The sequence below is a fragment of the Flavobacteriales bacterium genome, from assembly GCA_021739695.1.
GTDB lineage: Bacteria > Bacteroidota > Bacteroidia > UBA10329 > UBA10329 > UBA10329.
Window position 1 is genome coordinate 89370 of sequence record JAIPBM010000008.1, and the last position, 19218, is coordinate 108587.

At 44.8% G+C, this 19218-nt stretch carries 18 protein-coding genes; 5 read left to right on the plus strand and 13 right to left on the minus strand.

The genetic code is table 11. From position 1 onward, the window contains the following. Positions 1 to 35: 35 nt before the first annotated feature. The 6 genes from K9J17_06880 to K9J17_06905 form a co-directional block, all read right to left on the minus strand. The gene (locus K9J17_06880; GenBank protein ID MCF8276440.1) at positions 36 to 608 is read right to left on the minus strand and encodes a hypothetical protein; all 573 of its coding nucleotides are present in this window, start codon (positions 606 to 608) and stop codon (positions 36 to 38) included. A gap of 14 nt (positions 609 to 622) precedes the next feature. Next, positions 623 to 1519 carry a ParB/RepB/Spo0J family partition protein gene (locus K9J17_06885; protein MCF8276441.1) on the minus strand — a complete coding sequence of 299 codons (897 nt, stop codon included), beginning with the start codon at positions 1517 to 1519 and terminating at the stop codon, positions 623 to 625. Next, complete coding sequence (locus K9J17_06890; protein ID MCF8276442.1) at positions 1510 to 2310, minus strand: AAA family ATPase; 801 nt, start codon at positions 2308 to 2310, stop codon at positions 1510 to 1512. The genes K9J17_06885 and K9J17_06890 overlap by 10 nt, the downstream gene beginning before the upstream one ends. Before the next feature lie 100 nt (positions 2311 to 2410). Beyond that, complete coding sequence (locus K9J17_06895) at positions 2411 to 2833, minus strand: DUF4281 domain-containing protein (protein MCF8276443.1); 423 nt, start codon at positions 2831 to 2833, stop codon at positions 2411 to 2413. Continuing rightward, complete coding sequence (locus tag K9J17_06900) at positions 2830 to 3066, minus strand: 4a-hydroxytetrahydrobiopterin dehydratase (protein ID MCF8276444.1); 237 nt, start codon at positions 3064 to 3066, stop codon at positions 2830 to 2832. The genes K9J17_06895 and K9J17_06900 overlap by 4 nt, the downstream gene beginning before the upstream one ends. Positions 3067 to 3133: 67 nt before the next feature. Then, positions 3134 to 5434, minus strand: coding sequence for a hypothetical protein (locus tag K9J17_06905; protein ID MCF8276445.1), 2301 nt, complete (start codon positions 5432 to 5434; stop codon positions 3134 to 3136). A gap of 146 nt (positions 5435 to 5580) precedes the next feature. On the opposite strand from K9J17_06905, the gene K9J17_06910 reads away from it, so the two are divergent. Then, entirely contained in the window at positions 5581 to 7008 is a 1428-nt protein-coding gene (locus tag K9J17_06910; GenBank protein MCF8276446.1) for an AAA family ATPase, read from the plus strand. Here the strand turns inward: K9J17_06910 and K9J17_06915 are convergent. From K9J17_06915 to K9J17_06925, 3 genes are all read right to left on the minus strand, one after another. Then, positions 6995 to 7939: an alkaline phosphatase gene (locus K9J17_06915; protein MCF8276447.1), complete on the minus strand. Its 945-nt coding sequence runs from the start codon at positions 7937 to 7939 to the stop codon at positions 6995 to 6997. The two genes, K9J17_06910 and K9J17_06915, sit on opposite strands and share 14 nt — an antisense overlap. A gap of 211 nt (positions 7940 to 8150) precedes the next feature. Then, positions 8151 to 9563, minus strand: coding sequence for an aldehyde dehydrogenase family protein (locus tag K9J17_06920; protein ID MCF8276448.1), 1413 nt, complete (start codon positions 9561 to 9563; stop codon positions 8151 to 8153). A 1-nt stretch (position 9564) separates the two neighbouring features. Continuing rightward, complete coding sequence (locus K9J17_06925; GenBank protein MCF8276449.1) at positions 9565 to 10032, minus strand: DUF962 domain-containing protein; 468 nt, start codon at positions 10030 to 10032, stop codon at positions 9565 to 9567. A gap of 85 nt (positions 10033 to 10117) precedes the next feature. On the opposite strand from K9J17_06925, the gene K9J17_06930 reads away from it, so the two are divergent. The 3 genes from K9J17_06930 (at position 10118) to K9J17_06940 (ending at position 13429) form a co-directional block, all read left to right on the plus strand. Then, positions 10118 to 11263 carry a galactokinase gene (locus K9J17_06930; GenBank protein ID MCF8276450.1) on the plus strand — a complete coding sequence of 382 codons (1146 nt, stop codon included), beginning with the start codon at positions 10118 to 10120 and terminating at the stop codon, positions 11261 to 11263. Between the two features lie 51 nt (positions 11264 to 11314). Then, positions 11315 to 12538, plus strand: coding sequence for a T9SS type A sorting domain-containing protein (locus K9J17_06935; protein MCF8276451.1), 1224 nt, complete (start codon positions 11315 to 11317; stop codon positions 12536 to 12538). Between the two features lie 339 nt (positions 12539 to 12877). Continuing rightward, positions 12878 to 13429, plus strand: coding sequence for a hypothetical protein (locus tag K9J17_06940; protein MCF8276452.1), 552 nt, complete (start codon positions 12878 to 12880; stop codon positions 13427 to 13429). Here K9J17_06940 and lhgO read toward each other — a convergent pair. Together lhgO and K9J17_06950 are read right to left on the minus strand one after the other, a co-directional pair. Then, complete coding sequence (gene lhgO / locus K9J17_06945; GenBank protein MCF8276453.1) at positions 13419 to 14657, minus strand: L-2-hydroxyglutarate oxidase; 1239 nt, start codon at positions 14655 to 14657, stop codon at positions 13419 to 13421. The two genes, K9J17_06940 and lhgO, sit on opposite strands and share 11 nt — an antisense overlap. A gap of 50 nt (positions 14658 to 14707) precedes the next feature. Next, entirely contained in the window at positions 14708 to 15835 is a 1128-nt protein-coding gene (locus K9J17_06950; GenBank protein MCF8276454.1) for a DUF819 family protein, read from the minus strand. Between the two features lie 140 nt (positions 15836 to 15975). On the opposite strand from K9J17_06950, the gene K9J17_06955 reads away from it, so the two are divergent. Then, complete coding sequence (locus K9J17_06955; GenBank protein MCF8276455.1) at positions 15976 to 17007, plus strand: glycosyltransferase family 61 protein; 1032 nt, start codon at positions 15976 to 15978, stop codon at positions 17005 to 17007. On the opposite strand, the gene hemE is transcribed toward K9J17_06955, so the two are convergent. Next, on the minus strand, positions 17000 to 18025 hold the full coding sequence (gene hemE, locus K9J17_06960) for a uroporphyrinogen decarboxylase (protein ID MCF8276456.1): 1026 nt from the start codon (positions 18023 to 18025) through the stop codon (positions 17000 to 17002). The genes K9J17_06955 and hemE overlap by 8 nt on opposite strands. A 58-nt stretch (positions 18026 to 18083) precedes the next feature. After that, a complete protein-coding gene (locus K9J17_06965; protein ID MCF8276457.1) occupies positions 18084 to 19214 on the minus strand; it encodes an acyl-CoA desaturase in 1131 nt (376 codons plus the stop codon). Positions 19215 to 19218 lie beyond the last annotated feature (4 nt).

A 19218-nucleotide genomic window follows, 5' to 3' on the forward strand; every position in this document is an offset into this window, starting at 1 on the left:
TTGACAAATAGCGTGATTCACGCAAAAGTAGAGTTTTATTTAAGGTGGAGCGTGAGCGCAAAGGTTGGGGTCGGAGTGAACTCCGGTCCGATCAGCTGCATGGCTGGTCTCACTTTTAGCGTTAGGTCATCACTTACGTCAAAACCTTTCAGGTGCGCATCAACCGTGGCATCTATGATATTCAATGCATAGATAACACCCGTAAAAATCAGTGAAAGGTCTCTGTTGCGTTTATAAAAGTCTACAAGTTCGCGCAAATTGGCATCGGAATAAACGCCTACAAACTCATCCTTCGTGTTCGGGTCACCATCAACTCTAATTAGGTATGCAGTCCTGTAGGTTCTACACTTCATATCGTTGAACACAGAACTATAGATAAGACCACCAAAAGCACCATAGATGATCGGTACTTTCCACCATTTACCATTATACACTTGACCCAAACCGGGCAATGCTGTGCTCATGATAGATGCACGAACGGGTGAATGTTTCTTTACGATTACCGAATCAGCTTGCTCTACCTGAGCAATTGTGTCATTTTCTTGAGCACGGACTTTCGTTGCCGAAATGATCAGAACCAGAAATAATGGTATGAGATACCGATTCAAAAAGTGCTTTTTGGTTATGGCCAAAGATCCAAGATGGATAGCACACGTTTCAGTTCCTTCTCATTGTCAAATGCAATGGAGATGGTGCCTTTTCCTTTTGCGTTCACTTTCAAACCAACCTCCGCATCGAGCTGACGCTTCACATTATCCTGTATGCGCTTGTATTCTATCGGAAGTTCCTTTTTAAGACCTGTCTTTGCTGATTCTTTGGCCGTTTTAGATGCTTGCTCCGTTGCACGTACGGAAAGCCCACCTTTCACAATTTCTTGAAACAAACGCAATTGTTCGTTCTCATCTTCCATATTGATGATGGCACGGGCATGTCCCATCGTCAGCACCTTATCAATAAGCGCTTTCTGAATCTGTGGAGGAAGCTTCAACAGCCTCAAATAATTTGTCACTGTGGAACGCTTCATTCCAACGCGTTCACCTAGCGCTTCCTGCGTCAGTTTGCATTCATCAATCAATCGCTGATAAGACAATGCTACTTCTATCGCGTCAAGGTCATCTCGCTGAATGTTCTCCACCAAAGCCATTTCCAACATGGCTTGATCGTTGGCCACACGCACATAAGCGGGAACTTCGGTCAAACCAGCTAACTGCGAAGCTCTGAACCTACGTTCTCCGGAAATGAGTTGGTAGTGATTCGGGCGAACCATCCGAACGGTAAGCGGTTGTATGATTCCCAGTTGGGCAATGGATGCGGACAGTTCATCCAACTTCTCCTGATCAAATCGTGTCCGTGGTTGAAACGGATTTGCCTCAATTTGAGAAACGGGAATACCGCTAATCATTCCTGATGCCGATTCACTTGAATTTAAATTTGATTGGGATGTCAGACCAGAGTCTGAGTTGTCGAGCAATGCTCCAAGCCCTCTACCTAACGCACTTTTCTTGCTCATCAGCTCAATATTTTCTCACTCTCCTTTAATCGTGTCATTCCATTCTTCTGAAGGATCTCGCGCGCAAGATTCAGATAATTGGTTGCTCCTTTCGAAGCCGAATCATGCATGATGATGCTCTTACCATAACTTGGAGCTTCGCCCAACTTCGTGTTTCGGGCAATGACAGTATCGAACACCAATTGCTGAAAGTGCATTTTCACTTCTTCCACTACTTGATTTGCCAAACGCAGGCGCTGATCGTACATGGTCAGCAACAGTCCTTCCATTTCCAGATCGGGGTTTAAGCGTGCCTGAATGATCTTTATTGTGTTCAGCAATTTCCCAAGTCCTTCCAAGGCAAAGTATTCGCACTGAATTGGAATAAGCACGCTATCAGCGGCAGTAAGGCAATTTACCGTGATCAATCCCAATGAAGGAGAACAATCGACCACAATGAAATCATAATCGTTCTTGATCTTGTTCAAAACCAACTTCACCATCATTTCCCTGTTCGGCAGATTGATCATTTCAATTTCCGCCCCAACCAGATCGATATGTGCCGGCAAGACATCCAAATTGGGTGTTTCCGTGTGAAGGATGATATCATTTGGCTCAGCTTCGCCAATAATGCATTCGTAAATGCTGGTCTTAATGTTCCTAGGATCGAAACCGACTCCTGAAGTGGAATTGGCCTGTGGATCTGCATCTACCAACAGCACTTTGTATTCCAACACCGCCAAACTGGCCGCCAAATTGATGGCCGTTGTGGTCTTTCCAACTCCCCCCTTCTGATTTGCAATGGCTATGATCTTACTCATCTTTCTCCTCTAATTTCTGCATGCAAAGTTAGCCTATCTACTTACCGCATAAACTGCATGTTTTTAACAAAACAGCACGCTTACTAACAGTTTCAACTGTTCATAAAGTCAGTTTCCGAAGCCTGAACCATCGTACAAGTAAATACGAAAGCAGACCAACTGGACCTACAAAAAGCGTGAGCAAAAGGCAAGGGAAAACAGCTAAATGCTTGAGTTTATTGTGTACCGCATCTCGCACGATCCATGAACCGATGAATAGATCGAAAACCAAATAATGCACCCAACCTAGCACTAAGATCTCATCTCTAGTAAACGATAATTTTAAATGTTCTAAGGAATCCATTCCTCCTTCTCCACCAAATGACGTGACCAACAAAACGATGTAAAGAGTACCAAGAACAATTGGATACAGATAAGATTGAACGACCGCCTGCGTGACCCTGTGCTTAGGAAAAAACACCAGAAGAAACCAACCAGGCAATACAGAAAGGTTAGCAATCTTAAACAGCAGCGCGTAACTCATCCGAGGTGAATCTTTTCAATGATGTCTGCCAATTTTCTGTCTTTGGCTGTAATAACATTTCCTTCATCGTGTGTGGTTAAACAGACCTCCACCTTATTGTAACTATTGGACCAATTAGGGTGATGGTTCATTTTTTCTGCTTCGACAGCAACTTTGGTCATAAAGGCAAATGCCTCTACAAAATCATTGAACTCGAACTTGGCAATAAGTTGACCTTCCTTCTCTTTCCACATGGCGAATGAATGTACAAAAAAAGGCGAACCGTACGGCTCGCCTTTAAAGTTCTCTGATTCAAAACGATTAGCTTGAAATACGATACCATTTTGACCCCATGAACATAATTATTGCTCCTTCTCCATGTTCGACATTGAAGTCCTCGATGAATTGCTGGGTTCCTTGGTTTTTCTTGAATTCAACTTTATCGTTACTAGCTGTATTTACAACATAGATAATCTGACCATCTACACCACCGGATAGCCCTCTGATGTCCTTATCATTACTGTAAGTTACTTCAAGAATGGATACTCCTGACACATCTTGACTGGTTACATTACTTGAAAGAGAAAGACTAAGTGTCGTACCCGAACTACCGCCAGATGGAATAGTTTGTGTAGAAAGGGTTCCGTTTGAAGAAGCAACCACCATTCTTGTTCCGCTTCCCGCAAGATCCGAGATTCGTGCATCGCCACTAACATGCAAAGATGTGCTCGGAGAGGATGTTCCAATGCCTACCTTACCTGATGAGCGATAAACGTTGGAACCACTTTGACTCCAAACACTGCTTCCACCGCTTGGAATTGCTTGAGTAGAAAGGTCTCCATTCGCATCGGCCACCACCATTCTTGTTCCACTACCACCCAGATCTGTGATACGTGCATCACCGCTTACATGAAGGGTAGCCTGTGGATTATTATTGCCGAAACCGATATTACCTGACGAACCGCTGATAAAAATGCTGTTCTCGGTACTATTTCGAGTGAGAACAAAATCATGATCATAACTATTCATGTAAGCTCTGTTCGTGAAAATACCCGATGTGCTGGAATTGGCAAACCCGAATGTTGCTGACAATGACCCTGACTGATCCATGAAATCAACACTGCTCCAACCATTACTTGCACTGCTTTGTAGCGTCATCACATTGGCATTGGAAGTGCTGCTAATAACATGCAAAGCTGTGCTTGGAGAAGATGTTCCAATTCCCACCTTACCTGATGAGCGATAAACGTTTGAACCACTTTGACTCCAAAGGCTGCTTCCACCGCCTGGAATTGCCTGAGTAGAAAGGTCTCCATTCGCATCGGCCACCACCATTCTTGTTCCACTTCCAGCCAGATCAGAGATTCGTGCATCGCCACTGACATGCAACTTAGCAACCGGATTACTTGTGCCAACTCCGATATTCCCTGTATTGATTATTGTCAGTGCCTGAACAACATCACTTGGAAAGTTATCTGCAAACGTTCCTCCTGCCCCATTTGCAACCCCTCGCTTAACCAAGAACGCCAAACCTGCAGAGTAGCTGTCATAATCTATCATCTGAATCGCTGCTCCAGGGTTTGAAAAACCGCCTCTTCCAAAACCAATTTCAGGACCTTCTGCAGGGTTTGGAACTGCTGTTGTTCCACCAAGAGATACGCCACTGGTTCCATTTCCATAAATATGTAAGCGTGTGTCAGGATTAGTAGTTCCCATACCGATACTTCCTGTCGGCAAAATGGTCATTCGAGAATCAGTTAGTGATAAGGACTGATTGTCTTGAGTCCCAGATACCATGAAGTGAAGTTTACCATAACCGTAGTTACCAATTCGTTCATGGAAAATACCTGCTTTCATCCAATCTCCTGCTCCTTCACTGTTGAAACCAATACCTACTCCATTACCTCCTGTTTGCGTTCCGTTTGTATTTCGTATAAACAATGGCATATTCATTCCATTGTTATTTACTTGCAAATGAAGTAATTGATTCGGAGTAGCTGTACCAATCCCCACGTTTCCACTCTCACTTATTCGCATCAATTCTGTCGGTGACGTCATGCTGTTCTTACCGAAACGGATAGCGCGGGTATCACTGTCATTATTATTATAATCCATGGTGATGTAAACATCATCTTCACCACTCATTCGAATGTTTCCGTTGTCATCATAGATATCATCATTGACGATGATCTTACCTCCAACGTGCAGCTTTTCGAGCGGAACAGCTACCCCAATGCCCACATTACCATCATCAGCAATTCGGATTCCCTCGCTGCCTCCATCATTGGAAAGCCAATGGTCGTCCATTTGAATATTCGCAGCAGCAATATGATCACCGAAGTTATCTGCTCCTCCTCCGAATTCTGTCCAAACGGTTCCATTATAATACTTGAATCCTTTGGTTGCATTCGTCTGATACACAATCAACCCTTCAGTTGGACCGCTGATGGCGTTCATCTGAGCCTGTGTCATCTTTGGCAGAAGAAACCCGGATGTTGTCGATCTCAATTCGAGTAATGCGTCAGTATTAGGAGTAAAGCTGGTATTGCCAATTCCTACATTCTGCGCAAAGGCAACGGCACTTGAAAAGGTGCAAATTAGGGTGAGTACTTGTCTGTTCATCAGTTCCTGTTTCTAGTATTCTGGCTTGTCTAACGAAAGCAAGAAGGAATGGTTAGCTTATTTGGAGATTTATCGATAAACGGCTTTTTCGATTCCGACATTTCTTCGTTTAACTTCGACCGATCGTTATTTCCCCCCGATAAACATTGAATACGTCAAAGACCGCATACGACCGACTGATTGCTGAACTCCCTTTCAAGCCCACATTGGGGCAAGAAGGGTTTGTTTATCGGCTTTCTGAATTCCTGACCGAGCAGAACGTTGGAAAAGTGTTCCTGCTGCGCGGATATGCCGGAACTGGTAAGACTTCGATGGTAATAAGTGTGGTTAAAACCCTGAAGGCGATGAACCGCAAGTTTGCGTTGCTAGCTCCAACAGGCCGGGCAGCCAAAGTATTGGCAGCATACACCAAACAGCGAGCGTTCACCATCCACAAGTTTATTTATCAGATCACTACAGATGAGTTCGGGAATATCCGTTTTGCGTTGCGACATAATAGAGGTAAGAATGCGGTGATCATTGTGGATGAAGCATCGATGATATCCTTGTCTAGAGATGCAGGTTCAGGGAGAATTCAATCTAAGAATCTCCTTTCCGACCTCATGAAATTCTTAGAGGAGGGCAAGGATTGTAAGCTGATCCTTATTGGCGATACGGCTCAGTTGCCCCCCATTGGATCGGCCGATAGCCCCGCGCTTGACGGAAAAGTTCTACAGACGAATTTCAGTTTTGAACCAGAAATGCAGCACGAACTGCGCGAGGTGGTCCGTCAGGAAGCCGATTCGGGCATTCTGACCAACGCCACCGAGCTTCGGAATCTGTTGCAATCTGGAAAATCAGACATCTTACTAAAGGTGAACTTTCCAGACATTAAGGTAATAGACATGCTTGAGCTGGAAGATGAACTGAATTCGGCTTACGGTCTTTATGGCGAAGATAACGCCATGGTCATTACACGTTCGAACAAGAGCGCCAACCAGTTCAATCAGCAGATCCGCTTACGCATTAAGTACATGGATGATGAAATTGCTTCCACCGATAAACTGATGGTAGTGAAGAACAATTATCATTGGCTACCCAAGGGTTCGGGTGCTGGTTTTATTGCCAATGGCGATATGATTGAGATCATGCGGCTTGGCGCATTGGAAGAAATGCACGGGTTCCGTTTTGCCAATGCTACGGTCCGTTTGATGGATTATCCGAGCGAAGATTCGTTGGATGTAAAATTGCTGCTGAATGCGCTGCATGTGGAAGCGCCTTCACTTCCAGACTCGGATTACGAGCAACTGTACAACTCGGTCTGTTTGAGCTACGCGGATATTCCAACACCATCCGAACAGGCCAAAAAAGTTGCTGAGGATCCGTACCTGCATGCGCTTCAGGTAAAGTTCGGTTATGCCATAACCTGCCATAAGGCACAGGGCGGGCAATGGCCTGCCGTGTTTGTCGACCAAGGTTACCTAACGGCCGAAATGTTGGGCGTTGAATACGTGCGATGGCTCTATACTGCTATTACCCGTGCTTCAGAGAAACTGTATCTGGTCAATTTCAACGAGCAGTTTATTGAGCAATAGCTTGTAGAACAGGCTTCCCATCCCAACATTCGGGCGCTTTAATTCCAAGAAGATAAGCCAACGTGGCGGCTGTATCGTAGGTTTTCACCTCTACTTGCAATTCGCCATTTACCACTCCTGTTCCGGTGAGAATCCAAGGCACGAAGCGTTCTTCGGGTGTATCGCCACCATGTCCGTGGCCAATGCCTCCGTGGTCGGCAGTGATGAGGATGACGGTGCTTTCCAATTCGCCAGAAGCTTTTACGGCATTCACCATTTTCTTGATCATTCTATCCGTTTCAGAAACTGCAGCATAATACTGTGGTGTTCCGTGCCCATCGTGGTGGCCTGCGTGATCTACCAGGTCCAAATGCACGAACATGAAATCGGGTTTCTGCTTTTTGAAATAGTTGGAAGCCATGCGGGTAATTCCCTTGTAGCCGTGATGAGATGCGGCCTGCAGCAGAATGGCATCTCGCTGACGGTTGACCACGCCTTTCTCGAACAGGCGATTGAAGGCCAACCAATCGTTGAAGCAGGCAATTTTGGAATCTGGTTTCTGTCTTCTGAGCTCTCCGAAAACAGTAGGCCAGATACCGCTTGGCTTGCCATTGCCTTTTGTGCCTTGGCATTCCAATTCGATGGTCTGTTTGTGCGGTTGCCACGCGTTGGAGGTAATGCCATGTTTTTCTGGCCCAGCCCCCATGATCATGCTTGCCCAGTTGGGGCTACTGCTAGTTGGCAACACGGCTTCGCACTTCCACGTGTAAGCAGCCACTTTAAGGATGCTATCGATGGTGGGTGTTTCGGCCTTGTGTATCCCGTCAGGACTCATACCATCCACCCCAATGACTATGACGTGTTTGATGGCAGGCGCTTGGGCCTGGGAGAAAAAGGGGAAAAGGAGGCTGATACGAATTACGAATGAAAAACGAATATACGAATGGCGCATTCTCAGGGTAATCGGTTTTTAGTGAACAATTGACATCATAAAGCCACAGATGCACAGATTTGCACAGATTCTTTCACAGAGAAAACCAATCCACGAAATCAGTGAAAATCTGTGCATCTGTGGCTAAAAACATGTTTTTCAATATGCTTGAAAATAACACCTGATTGCCCTAGTGGCATACTGCTACGTTTGGCGGAATTCGTAATTCGTATCAACGCAGGAGCCACTTGGCCGCCATCTTAATGAAGTTGATTTTGGCTTTGCTGTATGGAGGATATTTCTGCGCTACATCGCCCAAGAATGAACGCGTCATCACTGGTTTCATGTGCGAGAAAGTATCGAAACCGAGTTTTCCGTTATATGCTCCAATACCGCTATTCCCCACTCCACCAAATGGAAGATTTGGCTGACCCGCGTGTACCATGGTTTCATTTACACAGATAGCTCCCGAAGATGTTTCGTTCATTAGACGTTTCTTCAATTTAGAATCGTTGCTGAACAGATACATCGCCAATGGGCGCTCGCCTGCATTGATGTGATTGATCACCTCATCGAAATTGTCGTAGCCAATGATCGGCATTACAGGTCCAAAGATCTCTTCCTGCATGGCTGGATGATCGTTGGTCACATTATCAATGATGGTTGGCGAAATGTATCTGGTAGCTGCATCAGTTACACCACCAACGATAATATCTCCCGTTAGCATTTTGCTTACACGCTGAAAATGTCGGTCGCTGATCAATCGTCCAAGATCATCTGAAGGCTTATCGGCTGGGCCGAAGAATTCTCCAATATATTGCTTCAGTTTCTCAAGGAATTTAGCTTTGATCTTGTTGTTGACGTAGATGTAATCTGGCGCAATACACGTTTGTCCTGCATTTTGGAATTTACCCCAAACCAATCGCTTAGCAGCCACATTCAGATTAATGTCTGTATCAATGATACATGGGCTCTTGCCGCCCAATTCCAAGGTGACAGGCGTAAGGTGTTTTGCGGCTGCTTGATAAATGATCCGTCCGATCTCGGTTCCACCAGTGAACAACAGATAATCAAATCGCTCATTGAGCAACTCTGTAGTTTCTGGAACGCCACCTTCAATGCTTACAATGTATTCAGGGTCGAAGGTGTCTTTGATCAGATCGGCAATGGCCTTGCTGCAATTCGGAGAAATCTCTGAAGGCTTTACCACAGCTGTATTTCCAGCGGCAATAGCACCTAAAAGCGGTCCGAAAAGGTTCTTTACAGGATAGTTCCATGGGGCGATGATCAATACAACTCCGTAAGGTTCAGGCACGATCATCGATGAACCTGGTTGAAAGAACAAAGGCGTTGGAACACGCTCTGGTTCCATCCAATCATCGAGATGGCGCAGGTAGTGATCGATCTCTGCAACAGTTACTTCAATTTCCGTTGCAAGTGCTTCTTGTTTCGGTTTATTGAGGTCTTGCTTTAAGGCTGCAAGAAGATTTTCCTCATGCTTACGAAACGCAGCTTTCAATTTATTCAACTGCTTTTTTCGGAAAGCAGCTGGTTTGGTGGCATGCGACCAGAAATAATCGCGTTGCTTTTGAACTACTGCTGAATATGCTGTGCCGGTTGCCGGCTTTTCGAGAACTGCTTCCATATCAATATTTGATTCCGAGTTTATTGTAAAGTTTTGTGAGGACCCACATTGGCCCAACTAAGAAAAATTCGAGGTCTTTGAAGAATGATGGCTTCTTGCCTTCCACCTTGTGGCCTACGAACTGCATGGCCCATGAAAGAACAAAGATCACCAAGGAAATTAGCCAAATGCTGACCGGTCCGTTGTAGAAATAGCATGCAGCCATACCCGTCAACGTTACTGCAAGAATTCCGACCGAAACGGCAAACGAAAGTGAGAGGTAATATGCAAACACGAAAATTGCGAGAATCATTGAAACATTAAGTGGTTCGCCACCAAGAAACCCCAACTCAACCGGTAGTTTCACATCCCAAAGCATGCCAATGGCACTCAAGAAGATAAGTGGAACAAAAATGTTGTGAATGAACTGATTGGTCTCGTTCTGATGACTCTCTTTGTATTCGCCCAAGAGGCGGTCTATCTTACTCATAATTTGATTTGGATTAAATCGAGGAACACGTAAAGTTAGCCACTTCATTGATTTTATGAGGGCAACAAAGACTATTTTTCGGACGATGGAATCACTTTCAGTTCAATTCAATTCGCTTTTCGGCCATTTACAGGAGCCGAAACGATTTTTCTGCCCAGGTAGGGTTAACCTAATTGGCGAACATATCGACTACTTAGGAGGTTCGGTCATGCCTGCTGCCATCTCTTTGGGAATCACCGCGCTTTGCAGTAAGAACGATTCCAACATACTGCGGATACACTCAACAGATTTTCCCGAAACAATTGCATTCGACCTTGCTGCCCTGCCCGTTTCAAAACAAGGTAATTGGGGTGATTTTATACTTGGAGTTGTGTTGGATTTGAAAGACAAAGGAATTGAACCAAGCGGATGCGACATTCTCTTTGAAAGCAACTTACCGAAAGGTTCGGGGCTGTCTTCTTCTGCAGCGTTGGAGGTCTTGTGCTATCATATGTTTCACGTTATAGCAACTGGAACCGAGCCAGACAGGACTAAAATGGCGTTGTATTGTCAGAAAATCGAGAATCAATTCATTGGCGTGAATTGCGGCATTATGGATCAGTTTGCCGTTGCCAACGGAAAAGCCCAGCACGCACTACTGCTTAACTGTGAATCGTTGGCTTACAAACTTGTGCCTTTGCAATTAGGAACGCATGAACTGCTGATCATCAATTCGAATAAACCGCGAACATTGGCCGAAAGTGCCTACAACCAACGCAGACAGGAATGTGATGATGCCTTGCGGATTATTCAAAAAGAAAGACCAATAGGGAACTTGGTGGATGCTCACGAATCAGAGCTCGAATTACTGTGCAACCCGATCTTGAAGAAACGAACACGACATGCGATTGGCGAGCAGATTCGTGTGATGCAATCCGCTGTTGCGCTGCGTGCTGGAAACCTCGAAGAATTTGGAAGACTGATGACGGAATCGCATAACTCGTTGAAAGATGATTACGAGGTTTCCTGCTCAGAGCTCGACTTTATCGTAGAGCAATTGCTCGCTTCTGATGCCTGTTTGGGCGCACGTATGACCGGTGCTGGTTTTGGTGGCTGCTGCGTGGCTTTGGTAGACAAATCTGCGGTTGCTTCACTTTCAGAACAACTCGGAAATGGTTATCAGAAACGCTTTGGATTCGAGCCGTCATTTTATAGCTGTTTAACGTCAGATGGAGTACATACCATTACTTAATGATTAAATTATCTTTAACGCCTCTTAACGAAACACACATATCAGAACAACATGAAAAAACTTTTTACTCTAAGTCTATTATCCCTTTTTGCGATAAGCGAGACAGTTGCACAACCAGACTGTTCCAATGGAAGATATACAACATTCGATCTATTCTCTTCTGTTGACGTAACAAGTGCCGTGACATTTGGAAACAATACTGCCTTAAATGGTAGTGATGTAGACCTGAAAATGGATGTATATCAACCTTCAGGAGATACAGAAACAGATCGCCCCGTGGTCATCATGGCTTTCGGAGGTTCTTTTATTGGCGGAGCTCGAGCGGATGTAGCTTTCATGTGTAACATCCTTGCCAAAATGGGCTATGTGGCTGTAGCTCCTGATTATAGAGTAGGTTTCTTCTTACCAAGTGAAGTAACAACAACATTGGCGGTTTTGAGAGGTGCACATGACATCAATGCATGTGTCCGATTCCTTAAAAAATCGGCTGCAGAGGATGGAAATCCTTACGGAATTGACTGTGAAAGAATTGTTGTAGGTGGAATTTCAGCCGGAGCCATCGCTGCCATTCATTCTGCATATCTAGATAAGTTGACAGAAGTCCCTTCTTATATGGTAAACGACACAGCAGGACTAGGCGGTGTTGAAGGACATAGCGGAACTCCTGATTACAATAGCACATCAGTTGGTGTACTAAGTTTCAGCGGAGCCATCGGTGACACTTCATGGATTGAAGCTGGAGATGCTGCCATAGTAAGTGTTCACGAAGAATTGGACAATGTGGTTCCTTACCTGACTCAAGAAGTTTCTGTATCGGGATTCCCTACAGGATTGATCGCTTCCGGTAGTGCTCACGTTCACCTAAGAGCTGATAATGTTGGCGTTCCAAACGACCTAAAAACATACTTGGGCGTTCAGGACCATGTTGGTTATCTAAGTCCTATTGACCAATCTGCTTTGGATTTTGCCATGTCCTTCATCGGTGACCTAGTTTGCGGTCAAAGCACAAACAGCTGCGAAAAATTGGCATCTGGAATTGCTGATGTAGAACGAAATGCGATCTCTGTCTATCCAAACCCAACCAAAGATCAGATCAACTTCAGTACGGAAGAGCAAGGAACAGTGGAGGTGATTGACGCTACAGGAAGAACCGTTCTCAATGCAACTTCAGTCGTAGGACAGAACAGATTGAATGTGAGTTCCCTACCTGCAGGCGTTTACACGCTGCGAACGATTGGAAAGCAAATCGGCACAGCTCATTTCATCAAAGAATAATTATTCAATTAGCGCTTGAGAAAGCCTCGGGAATCGAAAGACTCCCGAGGCTTTTTCGTTTTCGTGCAATAAACAAGAAGAATTGCGTTTCTGCTGAACAAACCCTTGCATGATGGGGTTTTATTACAACACCGATGGGTTGAAGTGATACGCAAATGCTGGTCGTTTTTGCTTGGTTTATTGGTTGATCGAGTTATCATGGACCATCGGATGGGGCCTCGGAATCGTCAGATTTCGAGGCCTTCTTTTTAACGAAACCCTGTTAACAAGTGAACGAAGAACTGCTTTGATCCCCGTTAACCTGAACATAACTTTGCTTAAACCAACAGTTACATATCAATGGCCTTAGGCATCACCTCCATTTTTAAGAAGAAGGTATCAGAAGAAAAGGTAGCCGAACTGTTCGTCAATATCATTTTCAACGCTGTAGATTCCAGTTTTGCCGAAGTGGCCGATCTGTTGAACAATGATGTGAACCTGATTTCGCGAGCCCTTGTAAACCCAGAGAATCAGGATGATTTCCTGATGATTGTTGTTGCTGGGAATTTTGACCTCTTGGAAGATTATTTCCACGAAGGTCAGGAAGACAGAATCCGTCAACTGACCATTGAGAAACTTTCGAGTGTATATGGCGTGGACACCGTAACCATGCGTTCTGCCATCAACAACACCATTGCATTGTTCAAGAAGATCAATTATCCATCAAAGAATACGCACTATGCCATGAGCCGTGCGGTTTTTCACAAGTACAAACTGAACGATTTCCAAAAGGATTATTTCAAAAACCTGAATGCTCCTGACCCGATTCTACTCAAGAATATTGATGAGATCATGGAACAATTCATCATCAAGTGGGATACGTTTACAGAGAAGTACCGGATTACAGATTGATCTTATCCTTTAGCGCAAAACGCTCCTCTGCCATTTCCCTTATTTGATTGCCAATAGCCAAACTGGCCGTAGCCGCTGGACTTGGTGCATTTAATACATGTAAGGAATTCCCTTTCTGCTCAATTCTAAAATCATCGATGGTTTCGCCATCAAGACCAAGTGCCATTGCCCTCACTCCTGCTCTTCCTGGCTGAAGGTCATCCATCGTCAGATCAGGAATCAAGCGTTGAAGCGTTTTCAGGAACAATCGTTTCGAGAAAGCTCTTCTGTATTCATTGTAAGCGAATCCAAAATGATTGAAGAGCAGACTCCAAGTTCCTTTGAATGAAAGCGCCTCGACCGTATCGCGCAGACTGAAGTCCAGTTTACCGTATCCTTCGCGTTTGAAAGTGAACACGGCATTCGGACCGCACTCTACACTTCCGTCTGTCATACGCGTAAAGTGAACTCCCAAGAAAGGAAACTCCGGGTTTGGAACGGGATAAATGAGATTCCGCACTTTATACTTGGCAGCATCAGTCAATTCGTAGTAATCGCCACGGAAACCAACAATAGACATGTCGAGTTTCACGCCATCCTTCTTGGCCAATCTATCTGATTGCAATCCGCCACAGAAAACCATGTACATGGCCTTGTAATTCGCCTTATCCGTTCGAATTTTCTTTACTCCTTCTTCTTCAACATAGGAAAGGACTTCCTCACCAAAAATGACCTTGCTTGCTGAGTTCAACGACTCCGTTATCTCCAACATTTTGGCTGTTGCGCCCACAAAATCGATGATACCCGTGTAAGGCACCCAAATGCCTTTGATGCCCGTGCAATGCGGCTCAATTTCTTTGATCTCATCCGCATTGATCCAGCGATTGTCGGTCAGTCCATTGGCAATGCCATTATTGAAAACCTTTTCCATATGTGGGAACTCGCTTTCGTCCGTTGCCACAATGATCTTTCCGCAGACATCATGCTTTATCCCATGTTCTCTGGCAAAGGCAATGAGTTGGTCTTTACCCTTCACGCAATTCTTAGCCTTATAAGAACCTGGTTTGTAATAAATCCCCGAATGGATAACACCTGAATTATGTCCCGTTTGATGCGGTGCTGGACGATTTTCCTTCTCAATCAGAAGAATTTTCAGATCAGGATACGCCTGCTGAAAACTGTAGGCGGTAGCCGCTCCTACAATTCCTCCACCAACGATGCAGAGGTCGAATATTTTATCTTGAGACATGGTTCGCGAATTTACATCTTCCGCAACTAGAGGCGCAAAACATTGCGCTTCTACGGAAACACCACATGGAAGAAATGCGCCATTCCAAGTCCGAGGTAGTTGGCAATGGCATAACCGACCAGACCTGTAGTTAAACCGCTCACCACAATATCTTTGTTCTTGAGCACACTTGCCACTGGGCCGATAAAGGCCGGACCAAAGATTCCAGCAACCGAGGTTATCAATGTAGTATCGGCATCAATCCTAAATATCCACGAAAGAAGAAAATGTACACTAAGTGTTCCAACAAAAACGCACGACACATAGAACAATACTTCTGGGCTTGCTTCCAACATTTTTTGAACGTTGGAAATGGATCCTATTCCCATGCAGAAAATGAGTAGGAAATATTCTCCGAATTCGTAGGTACGCGGGAGGAAGCGCACTTTCTTTATAAATGAAGCTCCGATACTTAATGTCGTAACTGCAAGAATGACGGATGGCGCAGTAATCTTTCCATCAATCAATATGGAGAAACCAATGCTTGCAACAACAATTGCCACGGAGATTCCAAACGCAGAAAGCAACGATAATCCGACTTTCGTGTTCGACACCATTTGTTGTAAGCGTTGATAATGAAAGGTTTCATCCCTATCGTCAGCTTCACGCGGAACAAAGGATGGCAAGAATTTGAGAGCCAATTTCTGCGCCACCGATAGCAGCAACATCAGATACAATGCGCTCAGCATCAGATCACAGGCATTCAGCACAATGAAAACCTCATTCGAAATACCAAGCGCTGTACCAATAGCGGCCAAGTTGGGCGTTCCGCCTGTGTATACTCCAACCATCATTCCTGACAATTTCCATACATCATCGACACCCATTTCGCGCAAATGGAAAAATGCTGAAACACAGAAAGAAGAAACCAACACTGCGACTACCGCCAAGGCAAAAGATTTCGCGGTCTGCTTCGCGTATTTGAGCCACGCCATAAAACGGGTGGACAGCAACATCAGCGAAATGGCCAATGGCACGCAGCCTTCAGCCACATCCTGACTCAATTTCATGTTCACCGGAGAATCCGGCACATTCCCCATTATCAATCCGAGAGCATAGCAAAGAATGACCGGGCCGACCATTCCAGCGAGTTTATTCCGTTTCACCACCTCAATGACGAGGACAGGAAACGCAAGCATGACCAATATCTGTATGATGGACGGTAAATGCACAATCGAATTTAGTCAAGCAACTTCAAGAAGCAACTTTCTGCCCATCGAATTATTAATAGTCAGAACAATCTTGATTATGCTTTCTTTGAAGCAATATTAGCACTCAAATGAATATTAACGCTTGGATCAAATCGGCTTTTTGGAAAATAGAAGATGTCGGAGTCGAAGTGCTTCATCGCATTGAGATCAAACCATTCGAACATTTTCCAACTGAATTTACTGATGAGCGCGTAAACGTTGCGGTGAAATATCATAATGAGAAATGGTTTCACAATGAGATCATAGTGAAAGCGAAAAACGCTTTGGTGGAACCACAATACGGCTATGCGATAGATGGCTTGGACACAATTATTGGAACCAGTATCCGAACTAGAAGTAATTTACCTTCCCCTATTCCAACGCTGAAAGCGAAATTGCTTGGCAGCAAGAGAAGTCTTGATCGGGCAATCCTTTTTGATGGAAGTATGGGCATCAACTATTTCCATTTTCTGTCGGACGTACTGCACAAGGTCTATTTGCTTGAAGCTTTCATGGAAATGGACTGTCCATTATTGGTGGGAAGACAGGTTTTTTCGAAGCCATTCTTTCAGTTTTTCATCACGCAGACCGAGCTTTCAAAACTGAATTGGCAGCCAATTGACTTGCCCGTTCAGGTGGAGGAACTTTTCATTGCAAGGCCGATGCCTTATGGAAAGGAGCATTGGCTTCGGACGAAGCAACTATTCATAAAGCAAGACGCTACCATCGGATCCAGAAAGGCAGTTTTCGTCAATCGAACTGGTACTCGCCATATCACGAACTGGAGCGCTGTCGAAAAGATTTTAAACGAACATTCAATAGAAATCGTTGATCCTGGGAACCTGGATGTAAAGCAACAGGCTGAATTGTTCAATTCTGCGAGTCATGTTATAGGCATTCATGGCGCTGGAATGACCAACCTCGCTTTCTGCAACCATTCAAAAGTGAAAGTGCTCGAATTGTGCTCCAACAACCGAATTGGAACACAATATTATTGGCTCTGTCAGGCTTTGGGAATTGACTGGGACATGATGCTTGGAGGTACTGCGGAAGCGGATCAGTCGTTTGAACTGAATCCTACGGCTTTCGAAGAAAGACTGAAGATTTTTCTCGCTAATTGAATCGGAACCCCTTCACCGTATCCACAAACAATTTCACCTTCTGTGGATCGATGTCTGGGTAAACTCCGTGGCCAAGATTGGCAATGTGTCGGTTGGGGCCAAATGCCTGAAGCATTTCTTTGGTCTTGGATACAATGACCTCATCTTCTGAATAAAGAACACACGGGTCGATATTTCCTTGCAACGTTTTGCTGGAACCGACCAACGCACGACTTTCGGCTATATCCATGTTCCAATCAAGACCGATTGTTTGGCAATTAAGCTCACCTAATTCCTTTCGGACAAAATAAGCCCCTTTGGCAAATACGGTAACGGGAACTTCATTGACCGCGTCACAGATTCTGGCAATGTATGGCAATGCAAATTCCCTGTATTGTTCTGGGCTAAGAATACCGGCCCAGCTATCGAAAATTTGAACGATGTCCGCACCAGCTTCTATTTGTCCTTTCAGGTAATTGATGGTGCTAAGCGTGATCTTCTCCAAAAGCTTGTGAGCAAGAACAGGTTCTGTGTAAAGGAATTTCTTGGCATCTGAGAAGGTCTTGGAACCTCCACCTTCAATCATATAACTGAAAATGGTCCATGGCGCACCAGCGAAACCGATCAATGGAACTCGACCATTCAGTTCTTTTTTGGTCATGGCAATGGCATCAATCGTATAACGAACGCCATCAGCCTCAGCAACAATCATTCGTTCTACATCGGCTGCAGTTCTGATCGTATTCTCGAACCAAGGTCCACGCTTCTCTACCATTTGATATGGCAATCCCATTGCTTCGGGAATGACAAGAATATCTGAGAAAATGATGGCCGCATCCACACCAAGATGATCAACAGGTTGGATGGTCACTTCGCAGGCGAATTCAGGTGTTTCGACCAACTCTTTGAAGCCGCCCATTTTAGCACGGACTTCCCTGTACTCAGGAAGGATTCTACCCGCTTGACGCATCAGCCAAACTGGCGTTCGTTCTACTTTTTCTCCTCGCGCTGCGCGCAGTAAAAGGTCATTTTTCAGCATGCGGCAAAGGTAAACTCATAAAAGCACGAAAAAAGTAAAATCGAAATCCGAAATCGTTTCAGGAAAGTACAACCATCGAAGACGGAATATCTTCTCTTCCTAAAGCGCGCAGCATTTTTCCGTGGCCGAGAACCGCTTCGGTAAAGGTTGGAATGCAATGGTAAGGCACTCCGAATTCTTCTGCTGTCTGCCTCACAATCGGGGCCAAATTAGGATAATGAACATGGCTCACCTTCGGAAAAAGGTGATGCACGACTTGAAAATTCAAACCACCAACAAACCATGTGACGAGCTTATTGTTTGGAGCAAAATCTGTGGTGGTGCGAAGCTGATGAACCGCCCATTCGTCCTTCATTTTTCCTTCATCGTTCGGTTTCGTGAACTCACAGATTTCCATGATGTGTGCTGATTGAAACACCATTCCAAGGATCAATCCGCCAATGAAATGCATCATGAAGAAACAGCCCAAGGTTCCGTACCAAGGAAGTGGTAAAATGTAAATCGGCAAGGCCAGCGTAACGAAAAGGTAAGCTGCTTTTATTAGAATGATGCGTAAGGTGATCAGCCCAAAACCAGTATCGTAATTATTCGTCATGCCCGAATTCTTGTAATCAACCAGCTGCTTAAAGTCTTTCATAAAAATCCAGCTAACCGTCATCAATCCGTAGAAGAACCAACCATAAATGTGCTGATAGCGATGAACCGCTCTGCGCTTGGCAAAAGGCGAAAATCGTAACATAGGAAAGGTCACGGTATCAGCATCCAAACCATCAATATTGGTATAGGTATGATGAAGGATATTGTGCTGGATCTTCCAGTTTTCGGCACTACCACCGATCATATTCAGGAAATAGCCAACGAACTTATTGACCAATTCATTCTCCGAATAGGAACCATGATTTGCATCATGCATCACCGACATTCCAATGCCCGAAATGGCCACGCCCATAACCATCCACGAAAGAACGATTGCCATTGTAGAAGTGGTGATTCCAGCCAGCATTAAGGCCAATGGAACGACATAGGCAGAAACGATGACCACCGATTTGAGGTACATACGTGCATCTGCAAACTTGGAAATATGCTTGTCTTTGAAATAGGCATCCACGCGTTGATTAAGCGTTTTTGCAAATCCATCCTTGCTTTCGCGTGGGGCGAATTTTACTCTTTGAATAAGATCTTGGGCCATTTAG